Source organism: Nocardiopsis coralliicola (assembly GCF_054779695.1).
The window spans coordinates 69,832-90,484 of the sequence record NZ_BAAGXT010000012.1 but is presented as its reverse complement, the minus strand read 5'-3'; the positions used below and the strand labels follow the sequence as shown (position 1 = coordinate 90,484).

19 protein-coding genes and 1 tRNA gene are annotated in these 20,653 nt (G+C 72.0%); 10 read left to right on the top strand and 10 right to left on the bottom strand.

Annotation, left to right across the window (positions count from 1 at the left end; all coding sequences use genetic code 11):
* Nucleotides 1-13: 13 nt before the first annotated feature.
* Genes ACYVGT_RS11600 through ACYVGT_RS11590 form a run of 3 tightly spaced genes read right to left on the bottom strand, consistent with a single transcriptional unit; the run spans nucleotide 14 to nucleotide 3,499 of the window.
* Nucleotides 14-1,603 (bottom strand): TRAP transporter large permease, encoded by a 1,590-nt coding sequence (locus tag ACYVGT_RS11600; protein WP_460857026.1) that lies wholly within the window; start codon nucleotides 1,601-1,603, stop codon nucleotides 14-16.
* A complete protein-coding gene (locus ACYVGT_RS11595) occupies nucleotides 1,590-2,174 on the bottom strand; it encodes a TRAP transporter small permease (protein WP_460857023.1) in 585 nt (194 codons plus the stop codon). Before ACYVGT_RS11595 ends, ACYVGT_RS11600 begins: the two co-directional genes overlap by 14 nt.
* Before the next feature lie 8 nt (nucleotides 2,175-2,182).
* Entirely contained in the window at nucleotides 2,183-3,499 is a 1,317-nt protein-coding gene (locus tag ACYVGT_RS11590; protein ID WP_460857021.1) for a type 2 periplasmic-binding domain-containing protein, read from the bottom strand.
* 258 nt (nucleotides 3,500-3,757) lie between these two features.
* On the opposite strand from ACYVGT_RS11590, the gene ACYVGT_RS11585 reads away from it, so the two are divergent.
* The gene (locus ACYVGT_RS11585) at nucleotides 3,758-4,423 is read left to right on the top strand and encodes a TVP38/TMEM64 family protein (protein ID WP_460857020.1); all 666 of its coding nucleotides are present in this window, start codon (nucleotides 3,758-3,760) and stop codon (nucleotides 4,421-4,423) included.
* A gap of 74 nt (nucleotides 4,424-4,497) precedes the next feature.
* Here ACYVGT_RS11585 and ACYVGT_RS11580 read toward each other — a convergent pair whose 3' ends face one another.
* Both ACYVGT_RS11580 and ACYVGT_RS11575 read right to left on the bottom strand, forming a co-directional pair.
* Nucleotides 4,498-5,265 carry a phosphatase PAP2 family protein gene (locus tag ACYVGT_RS11580; RefSeq protein ID WP_460857018.1) on the bottom strand — a complete coding sequence of 256 codons (768 nt, stop codon included), beginning with the start codon at nucleotides 5,263-5,265 and terminating at the stop codon, nucleotides 4,498-4,500.
* A gap of 810 nt (nucleotides 5,266-6,075) precedes the next feature.
* On the bottom strand, nucleotides 6,076-7,062 hold the full coding sequence (locus tag ACYVGT_RS11575; RefSeq protein ID WP_460857016.1) for an NAD(P)/FAD-dependent oxidoreductase: 987 nt from the start codon (nucleotides 7,060-7,062) through the stop codon (nucleotides 6,076-6,078).
* A gap of 93 nt (nucleotides 7,063-7,155) precedes the next feature.
* Between ACYVGT_RS11575 and ACYVGT_RS11570 the strand changes: the two genes are divergently transcribed.
* From ACYVGT_RS11570 to ACYVGT_RS11560, 3 genes are all read left to right on the top strand, one after another.
* Nucleotides 7,156-7,737 carry a helix-turn-helix domain-containing protein gene (locus ACYVGT_RS11570; RefSeq protein WP_460857014.1) on the top strand — a complete coding sequence of 194 codons (582 nt, stop codon included), beginning with the start codon at nucleotides 7,156-7,158 and terminating at the stop codon, nucleotides 7,735-7,737.
* Between the two features lie 108 nt (nucleotides 7,738-7,845).
* Nucleotides 7,846-8,682 (top strand): class I SAM-dependent methyltransferase, encoded by an 837-nt coding sequence (locus ACYVGT_RS11565; protein WP_460857012.1) that lies wholly within the window; start codon nucleotides 7,846-7,848, stop codon nucleotides 8,680-8,682.
* Nucleotides 8,683-8,752: 70 nt separating this feature from the next.
* A complete protein-coding gene (locus ACYVGT_RS11560; protein ID WP_460857010.1) occupies nucleotides 8,753-9,517 on the top strand; it encodes a maleylpyruvate isomerase family mycothiol-dependent enzyme in 765 nt (254 codons plus the stop codon).
* 127 nt (nucleotides 9,518-9,644) lie between these two features.
* Here ACYVGT_RS11560 and ACYVGT_RS11555 read toward each other — a convergent pair whose 3' ends face one another.
* From ACYVGT_RS11555 to ACYVGT_RS11545, 3 genes are all read right to left on the bottom strand, one after another.
* Complete coding sequence (locus tag ACYVGT_RS11555) at nucleotides 9,645-10,514, bottom strand: hypothetical protein (protein WP_460857008.1); 870 nt, start codon at nucleotides 10,512-10,514, stop codon at nucleotides 9,645-9,647.
* A gap of 179 nt (nucleotides 10,515-10,693) precedes the next feature.
* Nucleotides 10,694-11,221: a hypothetical protein gene (locus tag ACYVGT_RS11550; RefSeq protein ID WP_460857005.1), complete on the bottom strand. Its 528-nt coding sequence runs from the start codon at nucleotides 11,219-11,221 to the stop codon at nucleotides 10,694-10,696.
* Between the two features lie 494 nt (nucleotides 11,222-11,715).
* Complete coding sequence (locus tag ACYVGT_RS11545) at nucleotides 11,716-12,639, bottom strand: NmrA family NAD(P)-binding protein (protein WP_460857003.1); 924 nt, start codon at nucleotides 12,637-12,639, stop codon at nucleotides 11,716-11,718.
* 115 nt (nucleotides 12,640-12,754) lie between these two features.
* Here ACYVGT_RS11545 and ACYVGT_RS11540 point away from each other — a divergent pair, with 115 nt between their 5' ends.
* The 6 genes from ACYVGT_RS11540 to ACYVGT_RS11515 all read left to right on the top strand — a co-directional run bounded on the left by ACYVGT_RS11540 (nucleotide 12,755) and on the right by ACYVGT_RS11515 (nucleotide 19,494).
* Nucleotides 12,755-13,321 carry a TetR/AcrR family transcriptional regulator gene (locus ACYVGT_RS11540; RefSeq protein ID WP_460857000.1) on the top strand — a complete coding sequence of 189 codons (567 nt, stop codon included), beginning with the start codon at nucleotides 12,755-12,757 and terminating at the stop codon, nucleotides 13,319-13,321.
* Between the two features lie 158 nt (nucleotides 13,322-13,479).
* The gene (locus ACYVGT_RS11535) at nucleotides 13,480-13,623 is read left to right on the top strand and encodes a hypothetical protein (protein ID WP_460856998.1); all 144 of its coding nucleotides are present in this window, start codon (nucleotides 13,480-13,482) and stop codon (nucleotides 13,621-13,623) included.
* Nucleotides 13,624-13,994: 371 nt separating this feature from the next.
* Nucleotides 13,995-14,291 carry a hypothetical protein gene (locus tag ACYVGT_RS11530; protein WP_460856996.1) on the top strand — a complete coding sequence of 99 codons (297 nt, stop codon included), beginning with the start codon at nucleotides 13,995-13,997 and terminating at the stop codon, nucleotides 14,289-14,291.
* 693 nt (nucleotides 14,292-14,984) lie between these two features.
* Nucleotides 14,985-15,650 (top strand): TetR/AcrR family transcriptional regulator, encoded by a 666-nt coding sequence (locus ACYVGT_RS11525; RefSeq protein ID WP_460856994.1) that lies wholly within the window; start codon nucleotides 14,985-14,987, stop codon nucleotides 15,648-15,650.
* Nucleotides 15,651-16,268: 618 nt separating this feature from the next.
* Nucleotides 16,269-17,684, top strand: a complete 1,416-nt coding sequence (locus tag ACYVGT_RS11520; protein WP_460856993.1) for an OmpA family protein — start codon at nucleotides 16,269-16,271, stop codon at nucleotides 17,682-17,684.
* A 436-nt stretch (nucleotides 17,685-18,120) separates the two neighbouring features.
* Nucleotides 18,121-19,494, top strand: a complete 1,374-nt coding sequence (locus ACYVGT_RS11515; protein WP_460856991.1) for an OmpA family protein — start codon at nucleotides 18,121-18,123, stop codon at nucleotides 19,492-19,494.
* 200 nt (nucleotides 19,495-19,694) lie between these two features.
* Here ACYVGT_RS11515 and ACYVGT_RS11510 read toward each other — a convergent pair.
* Together ACYVGT_RS11510 and ACYVGT_RS11505 are read right to left on the bottom strand one after the other, a co-directional pair.
* Nucleotides 19,695-19,767: transfer RNA gene (locus ACYVGT_RS11510), tRNA-Lys, on the bottom strand.
* A 73-nt stretch (nucleotides 19,768-19,840) separates the two neighbouring features.
* Nucleotides 19,841-20,560 carry a DedA family protein gene (locus tag ACYVGT_RS11505; RefSeq protein ID WP_460856989.1) on the bottom strand — a complete coding sequence of 240 codons (720 nt, stop codon included), beginning with the start codon at nucleotides 20,558-20,560 and terminating at the stop codon, nucleotides 19,841-19,843.
* Nucleotides 20,561-20,653 lie beyond the last annotated feature (93 nt).

The following is a 20,653-nucleotide window of genomic DNA, read 5'->3' as shown; positions in this document are numbered from 1 at the left end:
GGGCGGCACCGCCTCACATGCGGTCGGGGAGGAACGTGGCGATGCCGGGGACCAGGATCAGCAGGATGCACAGCGCAGCGACGGTGGGCAGGAACAGGGCGATGCCGCGGAAGGTGTCCCCCAGGCCGATGTCCTGGCCGAGGCCGACCTCGGGTTCGCGGACGATGTCGGCGACGATGAACGCCAGCACGCCCACCGGCGGGGTGATGATGGCGGTCTCGGCCAGGATCACCGCGAAGACGCCGAACCACAGCGGGGAGACCCCCATGTCGCCGAGCACCGGCACCAGCAGCGGCACCGTCAGCAGCATGATCGACAGGGGATCCATGAACATCCCCATCACCAGGTAGGCGGCCAGCACGATCAGCAGGAACTCGACCCGGGACAGGCCCAGGCCGGTGATCCACTCGGCGAACCCGGGCCCGATACCCGACACCGCGAGCACCGCTGAGAGCGCCATGGCGCCGATGAAGAGGAAGAAGATCGAGCCCATGCTCTTCAGCGCCTCGGCCGACGCGGCGGCCACGGTGGCGAGCGGCCGGTCGCCGCGCCGGTACCAGAGCGTCAGCAGCACCGCGCCTGCCGCGCCAACCGCGCCGGCCTCGGTCACCGTGACCGCGCCGGTGTACATCCCGCCCAGCACGGCGACGGCCAGCAGCCCCAGCGGCCACAGGTGCATCCGCTGCTCCGGGACCACCGGAGCGGCCTGCGTGTCGGGGGCGGCTCCGACTTCCTTGCTCTGCGGTGCGAGCGCGTTCTCCGCTTCGGCGACCCGCGCGGCCCGCCCGCCCAGGGCGGGCCGGAGCGTGCACAGCAGGATCACCGTGCCCGCCATGCACAGCACGAGCAGCACCCCCGGGGCGATGCCCGCGATCAGCTGCGGCCCCACCGGCGTCTGCGCCAGGCCCGCGTAGATCACCAGGAAGATGCTGGGCGGGATGATCTGCCCGGGCAGGCTCGCCGCAACGACGGCTCCGACGGCGAGCCGCTTGTCGTAGCCCGCCCGCAGCATCTCCGGGATGCCGATCCGTGCGAGCGCGTGCACGGTGCCGACGGTCGAACCGCTCACGGCCGCCAGGCCGGCGCCCGCGCCGTTGGTCACCACGGCCAGGCCGCCCGGGACCCGGCTGATGCGGCGGCGCAGCATCGCGTAGAGCTGCTCGGTCACGCCGGCCTTCCAGAGCAGCAGCCCCATGAAGACGAACATGGGGATGACGCTGTACTCCCAGCTCGCGACCGTCTCATAGGGCAGATGGCCGAAGAGGTTCTCCGCTGCGGCGAACCCGTACAGGCCGAACAGCCCAAGGACGCCCGGCGCTGCCAGCGCGATGCCGATCGGCACCTTCAGCAGGATCAGCACCAGCATCATGGCGATGGCCGCACCGCCCACCGTTCCCGGTGTGAAGGGGCCGATCACCAGCACCGTGCAGGCCGCCAGGGTGAGCGCGATGCCGGCGCGCAGCGCCCAGCGCACGGCGGGACGTCCAGTGGGTGCGGCGTGGTCGCCGTCACCGCGCGGGGGACGCCCGCCTGCAGCGCCCGCGCCGGGGATCGGACGGGCGCCGCCGGCGGTGCCGCCGCGGACAGACTCACGCTCCAGCATCGGGCCGCTCCCTGTCGTCTCCATGGATCCGCCGCGCTCGGGCGCGCAGCACGACCGACGCCGCCTCCGCCAGCATCTGCAGGGTGAGCACGGCATAGGTCGCCGCCACCAGGTAGAGCACCGGCCACATCGTCACCTGCATGACGCCGCCGGCCAGGCCGAGCCGGTGCCCGTGCACTGCCTCAGCCAGGCCGAAGCCGCCGAACCCCGCGCACATCGCGGCCGCGAGCAGCAGGCCGCCGACCCGCACCTCCAGCCGCGTCGCGCGCGGCATCCGGTCGAACAGCAGGCGGGCTTCGGTGTGCGTGCCGTCGCGCTGGGCCACCACGAACCCGATCAGCGCCACCAGCGGCATGTACCAGTAGGTCACCATCTCGTTGGTGCCGGTCAGCGGGGCGCCGAGCACCGCGCGGGCCACCGCGTTGGCCGCCGTGTGCAGCATCATCGCGACGATGCCGACGGCACCGGCCGCGATCAGCGCCCGGTTGGCGCCGTCGAGGGCGCGCTGCAGCGCGGAGGCAGGGGGCGCGCCCCGCTCGGAGGTTCCGCTGTCCGCGGGAGATGGGTCCACGATGCGCCTCATTCCGGGCGGTGGGGGTCGAGGATGTCGGTGCGGATCCGGTCGATGAACGGGTCGGCGTCCACCGCAGAGTGGTCGGCGTACCACTCCGCGAACTCCGCGTCGGAGATCTCCGGGTAGTCCAGCTCGCCGACTGCCACCGCATGCCAGGCGGCCGTCGACTCCTCCAGTTCGGCGGCGAGGGCGGAGCCGTCGACCGGGCTGTCGCCGGCGGCCGCCGCCTCCGACGATTCCGCCAGCAGGCGCTCGTTGGCCTGCTCCAGCGCGGCCACCGCGTCGTCGTCCAGGTCGGTGATGACCGCACCGCCGTCCTGTTCGGTGGCGAGTGCCATGCCGCCCCAGACCGCCTGCTCGAACATCTCGCCGATGTAGATGTCCAGCCGGTCGTGGATCAGCTGCTGCGCCACCAGCGGCAGCCCGTCCCACCGCTCCTGGCCGAACCCGAGGCCGTAGTGCATCCGGGCGAAGCCGGCGTCCGGGTCGATCGTGTAGTTCGGCGCCAGCGGGATGGTGCCGATTGACGCGGCCGCCCAGCGCCCCTGCAGGACGCAGTCGAGCGTGCCCCGCTGGAGCCCCTGGTAGATCTCCGAATAGGGCATGGAGAGCGGCGTCATCCCCAGTGCCTCCGCCTGGGTGACGAAAGCGGAGCCGCCCACCCGGACCTGCGCGCCCTCCAGGTCGGCGAGGCTGTCCAGCGGCTCGGCGCACATCAGGCCGATGCTGCTCTGCGGGGCCCAGGGCAGCAGCAGCTTGAACCCCTCGGCCTCGGTCTCCGCCATGATCTCGGGGGTGTCGTAGAGGACGTCGAGGTAGCCGGCGGCCGAGCTGAGGCTGCCCGCGACGGGGTCGTGCGCGCCGAGATGGCTCGCGTTGGCCAGCGCGCCGCCGTTGGCGGGGAAGCGCGACGGATCGTAGATCGGGTAGACCATGTCGAAGTCGAGCCGGCCGTCTTCGAGGGCCTGCGGCACCTGGTCCGGCTCCGCGATCGCGTTCCCGTAGGCGACGTCCATGATGATGGTGCCGCCGGACCACTCGTACAGGGCGTCGACGTAGGACTCCAGGTGGAGCGTGTTCAGGTCGCCCGGGCTGGACGGGATCTGGGTGGTCAGGTGGATCGGCGGGATGTCGGCGAACGCCTCGATGTACTCCGCCTTGCTCGCGCCCGCGGGCAGCCCTGCCCCGCGCGGGAGCGGTCCTGCGCCGGCCTGGTCAGCTAGGCAGGCGGACGACCCCAGGAGCGCGGCGGCGGCGAGGACGGCGGTGGCCGCGGTGCTGCGGCGCCGCCGCGGAAGCACCGCCGGGTCCGGGTGCGGCATTGCGGGTCTCCCTCCGAGCCGGGGCGGGGCGTCCGCCCGACCGTGCGTTCACCTAACGTTTGTTAGGTAGTGATCGATGGTGACCGGGCATCTGGGACCCGTCAATCAGGCGTCCCACCGGCCGGGACTGCGGGCGGCTCCATGGGGTGTGCGCTGGGATTTTGCGGTGCCGTGCGTCTGCAATGCTGGGGGCCGGCCGGCGCGCCGCCGGGGAACCGGGGGCTGCAGCAGGACGACGGAGAGCGCAGGGGGTGCCGGGTGCGGGCAGGGGTGCGCGTCGCGCTGTTCGCCCTGGCGCTCGTCGGCCTCTCCCTGGCCGGCAGGGCTGCTCCCGGTCTGGGCCAGCTGCGGGAGTATGTCGCGGCAGCGGGGCCGGCCGGGCTCGCGGTCTACATCGCCGGGTACGTGGTCCTGTCCCTGGTCTTCGTGCCGCGGCCGCTGATCAGTGCGACCGGCGGAGCCGCTTTCGGCCCGGTGGCGGGCATCGCGGCGGCCGTCGCCGGCAGTGTCGCCGCGGCCTGGGTGCAGTTCGCCGTCGGCCGCTTCCTGGCCCGGGACGCCGTTGCGGCGCGGCTGCCCGCCGGCGTGCTCGCACGCCTGGACCGGTTGACCGAGCGGCACGGGCTGCTGGCCGTTATCCAGCTCCGGCTGGTGCCGGTGATCCCGTTCGCCGCCGTCAACTACGGGTTCGGCCTGACCGGTCTGCGCGCGGTGCCCTTCGTCGTCGGGACCGCCCTGGGATCGGTGCCCGGGACAACCGCCGTGGTCCTGCTCGGCGATTCGCTGACCGACCCGGGATCGCCCGCGTTCCTCGCGTCGATCGCCCTGTTCCTGGTGCTGCTGCTGGTGAGCGTCTTCTGGGGGCGCGGTTCGCTGCGCGCCGCCGGGGGCGGGCCGGAAGACCGCGGGGAGGCGGAGGCGTAGGGCTCAGCGGGCCAGCGGCGAAGCCCGGAGCGGTGGAGACGCGCGGCTGCGGAGCCGGCAGAGGGGCCGGCGCTCTACCGCTCCGACGATGCGTAGGTGGAGACGGCGTCCGACGGTTCCTGGCCGCTTGCTCCGTCCGCAGCGGAGGCGTCCGCCGCCGCAGCCGGCTCCGACGCAGCGGTGCGGGGCGCGCTTGCGGCAGCGCCGGGGTGCGGTTCCGCAGCCTGCGGCATCGCGCCCGGGCCGGCCTCGGTGCCGCGTTCCCGGGCGAGCACGGGGATCCGGGAGACCACCGCGGTGGCCGGCACGGCGGCGATCGCCAGGGCGAGAGCGGCGACCGCTGCGCCGAGCAGCAGCCCGGCCGCGACATCGTGCGGGAAGTGGGCGCCCAGCAGCACCCGGGACCCCGCTTCGAGCAGTGCGAGCAGTACGGCCGCTGCAGCGAGCCGGCGCCACGCGACGATGAGCGCGACCGCGGCGGCGCCGGCGATCGCGGCGTGGTTGCTCGGGAAGGACCAGTCGCCCAGCGGGTCGCAGGGGGCGATGGTGGAGAGTTCGGTCATCACCTGGCACGGGCGGTACTGCCCGATGGCGTCCTTGGTCGTCTTGCTCACCGCATACGCCACGACGACGGCCGCCGGTCCGCACAGGGCCAGGGCCATTGCGCGGGGCCCGCGGCCCCACGCGCGCCAGAGCGCGGCCGCGAACAGCAGGGCGAAGACCAGGAGGATCCCGTCGCTGGCCAGACTCAGCGTGGAGCGGACCCACGGGTCGAGCCCTTCGCCGAACTCGATCGCCGACCGCGACCACTGGCTGCTGACAGAGGGGATCTCGGCGTCCACGCACACTCCATGCCCGGTTGCCCGCCCGATGGCGGAAAGAAGTCGGTATACCCACCATGGCATGAAGGCCGAGTGAAAATCCCGCGAACACGGCGATGCGGTCCCGTTCCGCCCGAAAAAGCACATCCGCACCAGGGCTGGCGGACGGCACCGCGGTGCGCGCGCGGCGGGAGGGGACCGAGCGGCGGGCGGTCGCAGGCGCACGCGGCAGTGGTGCTGCTCTTCGCGCGGCCGGGTCTGTTCGCGGCGCCGCCCCCGGGCCCCGGTAGCCGACGGCCATTGCGACGGACCGGTGGAAAGCAGGAGCACAGGACGCGGCCGGGCTTCCGGCTGGGCGGCCGGTGGCCGTGCTGACGGCGGCCGGATCGGCTCCGCCTGCCGGCCGGGGGCTAGGGCGTGTTGGGTGGGCACCTGTCCTGCTGCGCGACGAACGCCATCCACCCAACACGCCCTGGGGTCGGCGGGCGGAGTGCGGGGGATGTGCGCCAGCCGGCGCGGCCAGGGCAACGCCCCCGCGGCGCAGTGCCTCACCGGGACCAGTGCGGTGCGGACCGATCTGCCAGGGCTGCTGCGCCAGGGCTGCGCCCGCGGTGGCGGCCGGCATCAGCCGGCCTCCTGCGGACACCGCTTCGCCCCTTGCGAGGAGAGGCACTCCACGGGCGGGTCCGACGGTGCGTCCAGGCAATCGGCGAGCGTTCGCTGAACGGTGGCGCTGCCGACGCGGTGATCTGCGACCCCCGCGTGGCCAGCGTTGCGGTGGGGCGCTCGGCCAGACGGGCCGGACCCGGCTGGCCAAACCGTCCGGTGCTGTCAGGCAGCGCCCGCGGCGCGGAGGGCCGCGTCGGTGTCGGCGGTAGCCAGGTCGGCGTTGATGTGCGCGCCGGCCAGTGCTCCGGCGGCGCCCGAAGCGCCGACCTGCGCCATCGGGTCGGCGGCGTTGCCCGCGGCCCACACGCCCGGCACGCCGGTGGCGCCGGCCGGACCGGCCGCGATACGGCTCCCCATCCCGCCCGGCAGCTCTTCCAGCGGCAGGTCGAGGCCGCCGAGGCCCGCCAAGCGGGGCGCCACCGACGTGGCAGTGGCGAGCACGCGGCGCGCAACCGCCTCTCCGCCGGCGAGCCGCACCCCGGTGATCGCGTCGCCGTCGGACTCGACCGCCTCCACCGGGCCGTCCACGACGCGGATGCCGCGCGCGGCGAACCGCTCCCGGGTCTGCGCGTCCAGCTCCGTGCCGCGGGTGAAGAAGACGAGGTCGTCGGTGAGCTGGCGGAACAGCAGCGCCTGGTGCACCGAGGCCGGGCCCACCGCGAGGACGCCGATCGGCTCGTCGCGCACCTCCCAGCCGTGGCAGTACGGGCAGTGCACGGTGCCGCGGCCCCAGTGCTCGGCCAACCCCGGCACATCGGGCAGCGTGTCGCGCACCCCGGTGGCCACCAGGAGGCGCCGGGCGTGCAGGGAGCGGCCGTCGGCGAGCTCCACGGTGAAGCCGCCGGCGTCCCCCGGGTCGGGTGAGGCCGCGGACACCTCGCCGGAGACCACCTGCCCGCCGTAGCCGCGCACCTCCTCCCTGCCGCGGCGCAGCAGCTCTGCCGGCGCGACGCCGTCCAGCGCCAGCAGCCCGTGCACTCCCGCGGCCGGGGCGTTGCGCGGCGTGCCGGAGTCGACCACGACGACCGAGCGGCGCGAGCGGCCGAGCATCAGGGCGGCGTTGAGGCCGGCCGCACCGCCGCCGATGACGACGGCATCGACGGTGCCGGCGGGCAGGGAGTCGGAGGTGGGGGTGGGATCGCTGTGCATGGGAGAACCGCTTTCGCCGCTGGTCGGAGTCCGTGGAGGACGTTCGGTTGCGACGCTAGGCACTGTTTGCAGCGAAGGCATAGTGTCTTGCCTATGGAGCAAGACGATGCCGGACTGGACGGCCTGGTGCGCAAGCGGGTCCGCGCCCTGCGGGTGGCGCAGGGCTGGTCGCTGGACGACCTGGCCGCCCGCGCGCGGATGAGCCCGTCCACCCTGAGCAGGATCGAGAACGGGCGGCGCCGGCTCGCGCTGGACCAGCTCGTGGTCTTGGCCCGCGCCCTGGATACCTCGCTAGACCAGCTGGTGGAGACCGAGGCGGACGACGTCGTCAGCAATCCGGTGCACGACGCGCCGCACCGCATGATGCGCTGGGCGGTCCGTGCCGACCCGGGTCTGAGCGTCGTCCGACAGCGCCTCCTCGACCCGCCGCCGGACAACCCCGCCCGGATGCGGGCCCACCCGGGGCGTGAGTGGCTCGTGGTGCTCTCCGGTACGGCCCTGCTGCACCTCGGCAACCGCCGCTTCCGGGTCGAGACCAACCAGGCCGCCGAGTTCCCCACCATGCTCCCGCACGCCATCGGCGCCGCCGCCGGCCCCTGCGAGATCCTCGGCATCTTCGACCGCGACGCCCGCAAGGGCCACCAGGACCAGGGGCCGGTGAAGGGGCGGCACTGACCTGCGGGGCGCCGGAGGGTTGCGCCGGCGGCACCGTCCTCGGCCGGTGCCTTGCTTCGTCGGCAAGAGGGCGTGCGATTGGGGCACGCGGTGCCTACCGTGGCAGTCATGGCACACCAGGCGCACTCCTACGCAGCGCACGGGCACGGGCCCGTGGACGACGCAGACCAGGCTGAGATCCTCGACCTCGACGCGGAGGTGCTCGGCGGGCACCTCGCCGAGATCACCGGCTGGCTTCCGGTGGCGGAGCCGCCGCAGCGGATCGTCGACCTCGGGGCCGGCACGGGGGCGGGCACGCTCGCCCTCGCGGAGCGGTTCCCGCGGGCCCGGATCCTGGCCGTGGACTCGTCAAGCGCGCATCTGCGGCGGCTGGAGGAGAAGGCGGCCGAGTCGGGCGCCGCCGCCCGGGTCCGCACCGTCGTCGCCGACCTCGACGCCGCCTGGCCCGACCTGGGCGCGCCCGACCTGGTCTGGGCGTCGGCATCGATGCACCACATGGCCGACCCGGACCGGGCGCTGCGGGCCGTGCACGCGCTGCTGCCGCAGGGCGGCCTGTTCGCGGTCGTCGAACTCGCCGGCTTCCCGCGGTTCCTTCCGGACACCGAGCCCGCCGAGAGCCCCGGCCTGGAGGAGCGCCTGCACGAGGCGCTCGACCTCCAGTTCGCCGAGCACGTCCCGCACCGCGGCGCCGACTGGGGCCCGCTGCTCACCTCGGCCGGCTTCGCCATCGAAGCCGAGCACGCAGCGTCGGTCCGCCTCACCCGCACCGACTCCGACGCCATCCCCCGCTACGCCCACCGCAGCCTGACCCGGATGCGCACCGCGGCCGCCGGCCTCCTCGACCCGGCCGACCTGGCCGCCCTCGACCGCCTGCTCCCCGCCCTCGCCAGCCACCCGGCCCTGGAACTCCGCACCACCCGCACCACCTGGGCGGCGCGTACGTGACCCGGGCCGCGCCACGGCGCCCCGGCCGTCCCGCCGCCACCGGAGGGCGGGAGCTGATAGGACTCGCGGCATGGACGATGCTCCGGAGGCCGGGCGCGCCGATGGCGCGCATCCGTATGAGATCGACCCCAGCCCGCGGAACCTCCGCGGACTGAGCGAGGCGACCGAGCGCCTCTGGGATACGTGCGCGGGGTTCAGCGACGCGGACGTCGCAGCGCCGAGCGGGCTGCCCGGCTGGACGCGGGGGCACGTGCTCAGCCACCTGGCCCGCCAGGCGCCGGCGTTGGAGCGGTTGCTGGACTGGGCCGCGACCGGGGTCGAGAACCCCCAGTACGCGAGCAGGGAGGCGCGGAACGCGGAGATCGAGGAAGGGGCGCACCGGAGCGCGGCCGATTTGGTTGGCGAGGCCCGGCACACCGCCGATCGCCTGCAGCGGGCGGTGGCGGCGCTTCCAGACGCAGCCTGGGACACCCCCATCCGGCCGATCACCGGAGAGACCTGCACGGCGCGGCGGGTGCTCGTCATCCGCCTGCGCGAAATCGAGGTCCACCACGTCGACCTGGCCGCCGGGTACGCGTTTGCCGACATCCCGGCAGAAGCCGCCGGCGTCATCCTCAACGACGTCTCCGCCTACCTGGACGGCCTCGGCACCGCACCGCCGGTCGAACTGCGGGACCCGGACGGCGCCGTGACCGCCCGCTTCGGCGAGCCCGCGCGGGAACGCCGCACCGTGGCCGGGACCACCGCCGCCGCCCTCGGCTGGCTGACCGGCCGCACCCGGGGCCAGGGCCTCGCTGCCGCAGGCGGGCTGCCCGAACTCCCCGGATGGATCTGACCGCGGATCGCGGCGTCGGCGGCGGCCGATTGGTACTGACGGGCCGATCCCCGGGCGGTGTGCCCGCAGCAGAGCTGCGTTCCGGTGGCGCCGTTCGGGCCCGCCGAAGGGCACCGCGCTGGTGCGGTCATCGGAGCGCACCGCGCTCCGTGCCGGGAAGGCGGCCGGGGCGGGCGCGGAGCCGCCGCAGTACGACGTGTCTTCTGCGGGGTGCGCGCCGCGGAATTCTGCTGACGTCAATGGTGATGTGCGGACCCGGGTTCGACCAGAAACCCCGGGCTGCGGCCTCGCGGCGCTCTCGGGAGTTCTGCAATGCCTGCTGCAATGACTTCGTCAGGCGACGGGGGATCCTGGTCAGGGCCAGGGGGCTCGATTCTGCGCGGGGTCCGCCTGCCGTCGGGTCGGGCGGCGCGCTGCTGCGCAAAGCACCGTCCCAGCTCTGCTGCAGCATGGCCTCTCGGGCATCGCGGACTGCGATCCGGAGCTTCATCCGCACGATCATCCCGCGGATCGGGTTGGCCGGTCGCCCGGCGTCCGATGCGTCGGGATGGTCTGGCCCCTCTTCCTTCCCTCGGACCCGGTAGCCGGCGTCCCTGAGCGTGTTGATCTCTTCCCGTTTCAGCTTTTCCGGGGCGATGATGACCCCACCGGCCAGTACGCCGTGCGATTCGAGAGCCTGGATCAGGGCCTCGTATTCAGGTTCGTCCCTTTCCAGCTTACTGTTCGTTTCGTCAATCGACCGCCGGGTCTCCCAGTTCTCCAACTCCAGAGACGCTATCTTCAGGAAGGTGTCCGGCGCCTCGACGCTCGACCGCTCTTCGCTCTGCTGCTCCTTCTCCTCAATCTGGCGCCCGGTCCGGTCGAGCTTGTTCACTATGTTCTTGAGGCTGTTTCTCAGACTCTCGCGCGACAATTGGATCTGGGTGAAGGTGGACCAGACGGCGAGGGCGAGAAGGAAGAGGAGGAGTGCGACGAATCCGATGGCGATGTACAGCATGGCGAGGGCGGCCCCGGTCCTGGTTAGGGAAATTCTGGGCGGCGGAAGGCTTTGAAGGGGTTGGCTTGGGATCCGCAGCGCGAAGATTCGGATGTCTGCCCCTGGGAAGAGCTCCTGGTCCGCCGCTGCGGGGACGCTGAACTCCGAACCTCAATCAAGGCGGATGGCGAAAGGGAAGCTCAGCCCGAGCTCGGTTTTCCCGACCGTCGAGGAGGCCCGACCGGCTTGTTGAGGAGTACGGCGGACCTGTCCTCACTGTTGCCCCTCCGGCGGCGGGGGGAGAGTGCGGACCTGCTGATCGGTGGATCGGGAGTGCGGGGCGGGTTCGGAGGGTCCGCTGTGGTGGTTTCTTTGGATATCCGATCCACGGCTTCCGTGAGTGTGGTGAGGATCGAATCGGATTTCTCTGCGCACGACTGGTACATCGCTGCATCCGAGCTGCCGCGCTCTTTTTCGATCGTCAACTGCTCCAGCTGGAGCCGGTAGGTGCGGAGCTCGTTGCTCTCCCTGTTTCCCTGCTTTCTCTTCTCGTTCAGTTTGTCCTGCAGTGCGAGGTGCCCGCGGTTTTCCCGCGTTATTCTCCTCTGCAGCTGCGATGTGAAACCACGGGCGCTGTTCGGTGCCCCCCGCATGACGAGGGTGGCGACCACGAAGAGAAGTCCGATGTAGAAGGAGCCCTGGCCCAGTTGCATGAGGATCTCGCCCATGGTCCCCAATCGATTCCGCAACGCGCATTGGGTGCAATATTATGGTCGGGTGATGTCTCATTGCGATCGCAGTTGTGGCGCGCAATGTTCAGGGCAAGGCTAGGCTTTCCCTCTTTTCCGGGTCAATGTCTCATGCGTCTCAAAAGGTTGGGGCCCGCTGGAGATTCGCATGGCACACCACCCCGAAGCATCCTGTGGCCACACCCCGGAGGCGTTTTCATTGTCGAATCGGCCGTCTGCCCGGGAGGGGGGCCGCCCAGTGGACCTGACTGGCGGACGGGGGCCGCGAAGCTCCGACGGGCCGCATATCCGGCCGGTGGCGGCTGCCGGTCGACCGAGTGCGCCGGTGTCTGCCTCGATCGAGGCGGCCAGGTTCGGGGCGTTGCGCGCCTTCCCTGAAGGCAGAGGCGTGCAGCGCGGGGGAACGCGAAGGCCCGGGGCCGCGCGCTGGAGCGGTGCGCGGCCCCGGGCTCGGGTGCGGAGCGGAGGCGGTGTCAGGCGTCGGCCCGCATGTGCTTCCGGGCCCAGTCTTCGAAGGAGGTGACCGGGACGCCGAGGGCCGTGGCGTACTCCGGGCGGCCGGGCTGGCCGGCCGCGTTCAGGAACTTGTGCGAGGCGCCCATCGGCGGCATTCCGGCGGCGACCGCCTCCTCCTCGGTCATGTCGGGCGCGGTGAGCGGCGTGTCCAGGACGCGGGAGAGGACCGCGGCGATCTCGGTCATCGACAGGTGCTCGCCCGCCAGCTCCAGCTCCACGCGGTCGAACCGCTCCGGGGCCGCGACGGCCGCCGCGGCGGCCGCGCCGATGTCGGCGACCGCGATCAGGGACAGCCGGGTCTCCGGCCGGAGGAGTGTGACCAGGCCCCCCTCGATGCCGCGGGGGAACAGGTACGCCATCGAGGGGAGGAAGTTCTCCATGAAGGTGCCCGGCTTGAGCAGCGTCCAGTGCGGGAAGCCGGCTGAGCGGACCCGGTCCTGGACCGCGGCCTTGGCGCCCATGGTGGGCTCCATCCCCGACCAGCGCCCCTCGGCCCAGCCGGGAGTCTCGGTGTGCTGGCCGGCGCCGGCGACCGACGAGTGCACGAACTGCGGCACCCCGGCGGCCAGGGCGGCCTCCACCAGGTTGGCGCCCTGGCGCGCCTCGCCCGCGAAGTCGAACCCCTCCTCGCTGGCGGTCGGCATCTGCACCGAGAAGACGGCGCGGGCCCCCTTCGCGGCCTGAACCAGGGAGTCGCGGTCCTCCAGGTCCCCGGTGACTAGTTCGGCGCCGAGTGCTTCGACGGCTTCGGCCTTGGCGGCGGACGGGTCGCGCACCAGGGCGCGGACCGGAACGCCCGCCGCCAGCAAGGCGCGGGCCGTGGCCCCGCCCTGCTTTCCGGTGGCTCCGGTGACGAGGACGGGTGCGGAATCTGCAGACATGGTGCTCCTCGGTCGTGGCTGGAACGGCGACCCGCAAAAGTGGCGGGCCCCGCCGTTTTGCTCTGGCGCTAAGATATGGCGGGCCCCGCCACTTAGCAAACCTGGAGACCACGCCATGCCCGAGCGCCTGCGCTCCGACGCCCGCCGCAACTACGCGCGCATCCTCGCCGTGGCCGAGGAAGAGGTCGCGGCCCAGGGCGCCGACGCCTCGCTGGAGCAGATCGCCCGCACCGCGGGCGTCGGCTCGGCGACCGTGCGCCGCCACTTCCCCACCCGCCGCGCCCTGCTGGAGGCGGTCTCCAAGAAGCGGATCGACGTCCTGTCCGCCCGTGCCCTGGAGCTTGCCGACGCGGCCGACAGCCGGGCCGCCCTGCTGGACTGGCTGGGAGATCTGGTCGAGTACTGCGTCTCGGCCCGCGGCCTGGCCGCCGCCCTCGCCTACGGTGGCGCCGGCCCCGAATCGGTGCAGGAGAACGCCTGCTCGGTCGCGCTGGAACAGTCCGCCGCGCCCCTCCTCCGCCGCGCCGCCGCCGACGGCGCCGTCGCACCCGATGTCACGGTCACCGACCTCACCACCCTGGCCGTCGGCCTCGCGCTCGCCACCGAGCACCACCCCGACCCCGCGCCGCAAGCCGCCCGCCTCTTCCACCTGTCCATGGAAGGGCTGGTTCCGGGGCGCTAGGGTCGGCCGGCTCCGGGGACGGGCTCGTCCGACCGGTTCCGCCCTCTTCCCCGGTTCCCGCCGGTGCCGGGCTGCGGAGCGGAGCGGACCGCGTGGCACTCTGGCCCCGGTGCAGATGGGCGCAGGGGAGACGGGTGCGCCCGGGGATGCGGGGGAGCGTGGCCGCGGTTCTTATCGTCGGTGCGGTCGGGCTTCTGGTGGTCGTCGCCGCAGCGGGAATCCCGCTGTTCTTCGCGCTGCGCTCGCGAAAGGCGAACCGGGTTGATCCGCAGCAGTTGGACCGGATTCCGAACTGGCGATAGCCGGCGTGCTCGGACCGCGTGTCGGGACTGCGGGGCGGCGCATCCGCCTTCCGCGGCCGCCGGATTGCGCGGCGGCTACCGGCGCGGGCAGCCGGACTGGAAGCACGCTGGCGGGTTGTCCCGATCCGATGCGCTCTGTATTCTGCAAGGCTGCCCATTTCCAGCGGTCCGCTGATGTGGGCGGCACGGACGGCGGATTCCGGTGTATCCGTTCTTCCGTCTTCCGTACGTGATTGCGCAGAGCCCCTGCGCGGCGCCTCCAGCTCTGGAGGCGCGAACGGGTGAAAGGAGCGTGGCGCCGTGGCGCGGAGAATCTAGCCGCCCGCCCGGAGGGTCCGGGGCATCGGGCGGCGGGTTCCGAGAGGAACGAGATGTCGCGCACCGACAAGACCAAGCCCTGGCGTGTGCGCCGCGCCGAGCATGACCATGAGCCGATCCACAACCACGGCTACGGCCCCTGCGATCTGCCAGACGGCCCCCTCGACCCGGACACCGACAGCCGCTGCTACTGGGCGTTCACCGGCCTGTGGCGCGGCTGCTGCTCCGGCCAGACGACCAACGCCGGCCGCCGAGAGTGGACCGCCATGAAGCGGACCGCCAACCGCAGGGAGCGCCACGCCGCCCGTGTTGAGCTCCGCCGCCTGATCACCGGCGCCCTGGACGACTGACGCGCACCCGATAGCAGCCGCCGGCCTGCTCCGCAGGGCGCGGGGCAGGCCGTGGCGCTCCATGGCCTGCCGTGCCGGGGTACGCGTCAGACCCTCAGCGCAGCTCTGCACTCATCCTGAAGAGAGCGGGCAGGGCTGCGCACAGAGCAGAGGCTGCGGTGAGCGGGAGGGTCATCTGCAAACGCCGCGCGGGTGGACATGGCGCACCGCAGTGACCACCCGGCAGGAGGGGGCGCGCCATGGTCACCATTGAGCGGATAGACGCCTATGACGGGATGTCCGCACCGGAGTGACCGACGCGATCCTTGACGGGTACTTCGCGGACCTGTCCGCCTTCACCAAGGACCGCCGCAGATCCGCCATCGCCCCGCCTCCGCGCGGACCTGTTCTACTGCGCCGGACTCGATGGCCGGATCGTCGGAGTGCTGGCCTGATCCGACAGCAGCGGCCGGGCGCTCATCGCGGACCGGCCTCCCTCCGGCGCGGCCTGGGCAGCCTGCGGGGATCCGTCGCGGCACCCTTCGCGGAGCTTTCGCGTGCCTGCGCGGGCTGGGTCCGACCGGCTCTCCCCGCACTTCCGGGAACTGGACTCACGCGTCTTCCGGCCCCTCGGCGGCGGCTCCAGCCCCACCCGTGGGCGCCGGGGCGGCACGGCGTGTGATTGCCGCGGGAGCGCTGGCTACTGTGTGGTGCATGAACTCCGCCAAACCCGCCCTGGCGCAGCGCAGGGCCGGTCGCCGCTCCGTTCTGACCAAAGGAGACCGGACGGAGGGCGCCCTGCTCGACAGCGTCGAAGAGCTGCTGGCCGAGGCCCCTCTGACCGACCTCACATTGGCGCAGATCGCCGCGCGGGCGGGCTTGTCGCGATCCTCGGTCTACTTCTACTTCGACAGTAAGAACGCTGTCGTCGAGGCCGCTGCCCTCCGCCTCCTCGAACGGCTGCTGGACGATTTCGCCAGCCACGCGGCGTCCGCCGAGGAGCCGATCGCGACGTCGGTGGACAGGTACCTCGCCAGCTTGTCCACGCTGTGGCGCAGCAGCACTCCGCTGCTGAGCGCCGCTATCGATCTCCTCGGACAGCGCCCGGCTCTGCGCGCGGCCTGGGAACGTGCTCTGGAGCGCTCTGCCGACAGCTTCGCTGCGGTCATCGACCAGAAGCGTACGCAGGGCGTTCTGCCCGACATCGGCGATTCGCGCGCCGCAGCGCTCGCTGTGTGCTGGATGTGCGAGCGCACTCACTACATTCTCTACACACGGGAGCACACGGCCGAGGAAGAGGAGCGGCTGCCCGCCACCCTGAGGCCGCTCATCCTGCGCTCCATCGGGGCCGACCCGGCGGACGCCTCCTCCCCCCGGTAGCCGATCGGGCCGCTGCCGGCCCGGCCCGCCTCTCCTGCGGGGCCGGTCAGCGGCCCGCGCTTCCACGAGCTCTCCGGCGGAAGCACCACATGCGGAGGGCGGACCGGGCGGGACTCCGCCCGCCGCAGCGGCGGTTCCGCCGGCGCCGTCCCGGCCCAGCAGGTCCATCCGCTGTGGATCGCCGTGAGTCGCGAAAGCAGCGGCCGCTTTTTCGACACAGTGTTGACTTTTCTCCGCGCCTGGTCGAAACTCATGCTCGCGACACGTAGCACTGACAGAACTCAGGGTCGCCGTCCCCTCCGACGGGCGGCTGCCGGCCGAAGTGTTCGCGGACGCAGCGGGCGTCAGCCGCGTAGCGCGAATCGCCCTCCCGAAGGCGCCTGACCTGACAAGCCCCCGCCGCTCTCCCCTCGGCCCAGTGCCACGGCATCCGGACCGGCTCTGCCCCGAGGCCGCGCGGATGAAGGAGTTGCTGTGCGTCACCTGTCCACGCGCGCTGCGATGACGGCCGGAGGCGCGGCCGTGCTGCTTGCTGCTTCCGGCTGCGGCCTGCTACCTGGCCAGGACGACCCGGGCAGCGGGGGCGGAGAAGGCCCGTCCGCGGGTGAGAACGGAGCGGTGGCAGAACGCCCGCTGCTCACCGCCACCGAGGACGAACCCGGCGGCAAGGCCGCGCTGACCCTCAACCGCCTGGGCGAAGAGCACATGGTCGCCGAAGTCGAGTTCACCGCCGAATCCGAGGGGCCCTGGGAGAACTCGGTGTGGGGCTTCACCTCGCTGCCCACACCGGGCGCGGAGTATCCGCTCGAAGACCTCAGCGGCCTGTACTGGATCGGCGACCAGGGCCGGTCCGCCTACATGGGCTACTTCGGCGAGGACCGCTCCTGCGCATGCTCCAGCGGAGATCCCGAGTTCTGGGACATCACCGCCGACGAGCCGGTGCGGGCCGCCGCCGTGCTGCCCGCGCCGCCCGAGGACACCGAGCAGGTGACGGTGGCCTCCCCCTTCAGCCTGCCCTTCACCGACGTGCCGATCGGCTCCGAAGAGGTGGACCTGGATTCCTACGGCATCACACCGCCCGGCTCCGGCGCCGAGGCAGAGGTGTGGCCGCTGGTGGGGGAGTCCGCGGCGGCCGACGGATCTGAGGAGACCCGGGAGAAGCCCGACTACACCGATGTCGAGCTCTCCGCCGACGTGCTCTTCGACCTGAACGAATCCACCCTGACCGAGGACGCGGAGAAGGTGCTCGACGGTGCGGCCGAGCGCATCCAGGCATCCGGCGCCGAGGAGATCCGGGTCGCCGGCCACACCGACGACAGCGGCGATGACGCGATCAACGGCCCGCTCTCAGAAGAGCGCGCCGAAACCGTCGCCACGGCTCTGGGCGAGCGAACCGGAACCGGCGTGGACTACGGCACCGAGGGGCACGGGTCCGCCGAACCCATCGCCGACAACTCCACCGAGGAGGGCGCTCAGCGCAACCGGCGGGTGACCGTCACCATCCCCGCCGGCAAGAGTCCCCCGGCGGAGCAGTCCGGAGACCGGTCCGCACCGGAGGAGGACGCCCCCGAGGAAGGCCAGCCCTTCACCGAGTTCTCCGCCAGCCTGACCGACCCCGACGACGACACGTACCAGGCCGAACTGGCAGGAGCCGGCCTGCAGCGGGTCGCGCCCGATACCGTCCTGCTCTCCTACGAGATGGCCAACACCTCCGACGGCGGCGAAGCCCTCAGCCCCTTCTGGGCCCCCAGCGGATCCACGGCGCTGGCCAGTCTGGACGGCACCGAGGCCACCGATCCCGCCACTGGGCGCACCTATCGCTCCATGGTCCTCGACCAGAGCGCCGAAGCCGCTGAAGGCGCCTACAGCACGTTCTGCGCCTGCACCGTTACCTCGGCCGGCTCCTCGGCTTTCGTCGGCGCGGGCCAGTCCACGACCCTGTTCACCCTGCTGCCGATCCCCGACGAGGTCTCGGTGATCGACGTGAACCTCGGTGAAGCAGCCAACTTCAAGGGCGCCGCAGTGGAGGACTGAGAAACCTTCCCACCCGATGATTCCGCGGTGGAGCGCTCAATCAGGCCGCATCAACCACCGTGCGGATGCGACCGGGAGGTGCCGCTGGCCCGAACGGCGCTCCCCTGAGTGCGCGGGGACGGCAGGCGTTCCGCACGACATTCGCCCGGTCCCACCGGGCGATCGAAGCGAGAACAGCATCGGACCAATCGGGAGTAACGAAAGAATGCGCCCCCCTGCATTTCATCTGGCGGCTGTCACCGTCGCCCTCGCGCTCGCACTCAACGCCTGCTCCCTGGCAGGCGGTTCGGGAGGAGGGGGCTCCGACGCCGGCGGGGGCACTCCTCCGGACGGGTGGGTGCAGCAGGGCCGGCTTGGTCAGCTGGGCCCGGGTACGGAGTCTTTCCGCGCAGAGGTGGAGGTCGATTCGGTGCAACGCTGGAGCGACCGAACCACTGTGGAGCTCACTATCCGCAGCCTTGAGGACGAGCCGGTCGAGATGCGCTCCCCGCAAGGCGTGTTCGGCGGCTCGGCCGAACTCGATCCCCAATCCAACGACCTCCACCTGATCGACCCCCTCCGCGGGCACCTGTACTCGCAGCTCGTCGAGGACGGCATCGCCCCGTTGGGCAGCGTCATCCCGGTCGACCACGTGTGGGAACCCGGCATCGAGTACAAAGCTGCCTACTTCTATCCCGAACTTCCGGAAACGACCGATATCGTAACCCTGGCCCTCCCGGGCAGTATCGGGGAGTTCGCGGGCCTGCCGGTCACCGACGGTGAGGCAACGGCCTTTCCCGACGAGAGCGCAGCGGGCGAGGGCGATTCCGTCTGGCTCCCCGTAACCGACCTCTCCAGCAAGGACGCCGAGCCGGCGGCCTCCCGCACCGACCTGTACGGCATCACCGAGGAAGTGGTGCAGGGCCGCGATCAGGACGACGGACGCGAGACCGTGGCCCTGCGCACCGATGTCCTCTTCGGCTTCGACGACGCCGCACTTGACGCCGCCGCCGAGTCCGTCTTGGACGACGTGATCGCCGAGACCGAGGAACGCGCGGATCCGGAGAAGCCGCCGATCACCATCACCGGCCACACGGACGGAGTCGGCGAGGACGACTACAACCAGGAACTCTCCGAAGAGCGCGCCGACGCGGTGCGCGACGTCGTGGAAGAGTCCCTGGGCGCGGGCTATGAGTACGAAGTCGCAGGCGAAGGCGCCGCCCACCCCGTAGAGGAGGAAGGGGGCGACGACGACGCCTGGGCCCGTGCGCAGAACCGCCGGGTTGAGATCTCCTACGCCTACAACCAGGCCGCGGACCCCGGCCCCGCTTCAACGCCGAGCGCGGAGGCGGAGACGAGCCGGCCTGAGCCGGGGACGGCTCCCGGCTCGTTCCATGGCAGAGCCGGCCTCGAACCGGTCGCCTCGGGCCAGGGCCGGATGGCCGAGGACTACCCGGTCGACATCGAGGTCTACCCGTTCTACCGGGACGGCGCATTCCTGGTCGCGCGATTCGCCATGACACACCGGGGTCCGCGGATCGGCGAGCTCGCCTCTGCGGATCCCGAGGAGATCCTCAAGGGCGGTCTGAGCGGCTTCGAAGAGTTCTCGGTCGTCGACCCCGCCACGGGCACCGCCTACCGTGAGGCGCGCATGTTCGCGGGCGACAAGGACCTGCTCCAGGGGGTGAGCAGCCGCGGATGGCCCGCCACGGGTGTGCCCGGGACGGCACACCACGCCTACATGTACGTGGCCGCACCTCCCGAGGACGTGACGTCGGTGACGTTCAACGCCGGCCCGCTCGGCACATTCACCGACATCCCGATCGATTGAGAGGGCGCGAACGCTAGTGCCCTGGATCGGGCGGTGCTGTGGGCTGCGCGCAGTTCCAGGCCTGCCGCATCGGGCGCTGCGCTCTTCCGGTACGGGTAGGGGCGGCGAGGGATCTGAGCCGCTGTGAACTGCTGTCCGGATTGCAGCCCGCACGACGAAGGCGCCCCACCCCGAAGAGCGAAGCGCCTGGTCGAATGGGGTGGGCCCTCAGGGGATCGAACCCTGAACCCACGGATTAAAAGTCCGTTGCTCTGCCGATTGAGCTAAGGGCCCCGGTGGCGGGGTAGACGCCACCGGGGAAAGACTACCGAAGGGGCAGGGGTGGTGCACGCCCGTTGATGGCGGGTCAGGAGCGGCGGGTGGGGTGCTCGTCGAGGGGGTTCGGGGCCTCGGCCTTCTTGCGGGCGATGCGGCGGAGGCGGACGATGACGAACCAGAGGCACAGCAGGGCGATGATGCCCAGCGCGGCGTAGCTCAGGATGCCGCTGAACTCCTCCAGGATCGGCTTGATGGCCGGGCCGAACAGGTAGCCCAGGCCGATCCAGATGCTGTTCCAGATCAGGCTGCCGGCCATGGTGTAGGCGCTGAACCGGACCAGGCCCATCCGCTCGATGCCCGCGGGGATCGAGATGAAGCTGCGGACGATCGGCACGCACCGGCCGAGGAGCACGGCGAGGCCGCCCCAGCGCTGGAAGAAGCGCTCGGCCTTGGTGAAGTCCTCGACCTCCAGCAGCGGCGTCTTCGACACGATCCACATGGTGCGCTCGCGGCCGAACGCCGCGCCCACCGCGTACCAGCCCCAGGCGCCGACCAGCGCGCCGAGCGACGCGGCCAGGATCGCCAGCCACACGTTCATCTGGCCGTCGTAGGCCAGGAAGCCGGCGCCGGGCAGAACCGCCTCGCTCGGCATCGGCGGGAAGAAGGTCTCGATGAGCAGGGCGAGGCCGACGCCGACCTCGCCGAGTGAGGTCATGAGGTTGAGGACCCAGCCGATGAAGCCCTCGTAGTCGGCCGCAGGGTCGAGCCCCGTCTGGGCAGGCACGGCCAAGACGTTCGCTAGTGTCATCGCAGCTTCATTCTGTTCTCGACGGGCAGGGGCGGGCGACGGTCGGGGGATCAGGCCGTCCTGGACGCCGCACTGCTTCGGACCGCGGAGCAG

Coding starts and splice junctions, on each gene's coding strand:
- ACYVGT_RS11570 (WP_460857014.1), top strand. CDS start 7,156: ATGGAGCAAGACGATGCCGGACTGGACGGCCTGGTGCGCAAGCGGGTC.
- ACYVGT_RS11575 (WP_460857016.1), bottom strand. CDS start 7,062: ATGCACAGCGATCCCACCCCCACCTCCGACTCCCTGCCCGCCGGCACC.
- ACYVGT_RS11590 (WP_460857021.1), bottom strand. CDS start 3,499: ATGCCGCACCCGGACCCGGCGGTGCTTCCGCGGCGGCGCCGCAGCACC.
- ACYVGT_RS11550 (WP_460857005.1), bottom strand. CDS start 11,221: ATGGGCGAGATCCTCATGCAACTGGGCCAGGGCTCCTTCTACATCGGA.
- ACYVGT_RS11540 (WP_460857000.1), top strand. CDS start 12,755: ATGCCCGAGCGCCTGCGCTCCGACGCCCGCCGCAACTACGCGCGCATC.
- ACYVGT_RS11525 (WP_460856994.1), top strand. CDS start 14,985: ATGAACTCCGCCAAACCCGCCCTGGCGCAGCGCAGGGCCGGTCGCCGC.
- ACYVGT_RS11560 (WP_460857010.1), top strand. CDS start 8,753: ATGGACGATGCTCCGGAGGCCGGGCGCGCCGATGGCGCGCATCCGTAT.
- ACYVGT_RS11565 (WP_460857012.1), top strand. CDS start 7,846: ATGGCACACCAGGCGCACTCCTACGCAGCGCACGGGCACGGGCCCGTG.
- ACYVGT_RS11545 (WP_460857003.1), bottom strand. CDS start 12,639: ATGTCTGCAGATTCCGCACCCGTCCTCGTCACCGGAGCCACCGGAAAG.
- ACYVGT_RS11505 (WP_460856989.1), bottom strand. CDS start 20,560: ATGACACTAGCGAACGTCTTGGCCGTGCCTGCCCAGACGGGGCTCGAC.
- ACYVGT_RS11600 (WP_460857026.1), bottom strand. CDS start 1,603: ATGCTGGAGCGTGAGTCTGTCCGCGGCGGCACCGCCGGCGGCGCCCGT.
- ACYVGT_RS11555 (WP_460857008.1), bottom strand. CDS start 10,514: ATGCTGTACATCGCCATCGGATTCGTCGCACTCCTCCTCTTCCTTCTC.
- ACYVGT_RS11530 (WP_460856996.1), top strand. CDS start 13,995: ATGTCGCGCACCGACAAGACCAAGCCCTGGCGTGTGCGCCGCGCCGAG.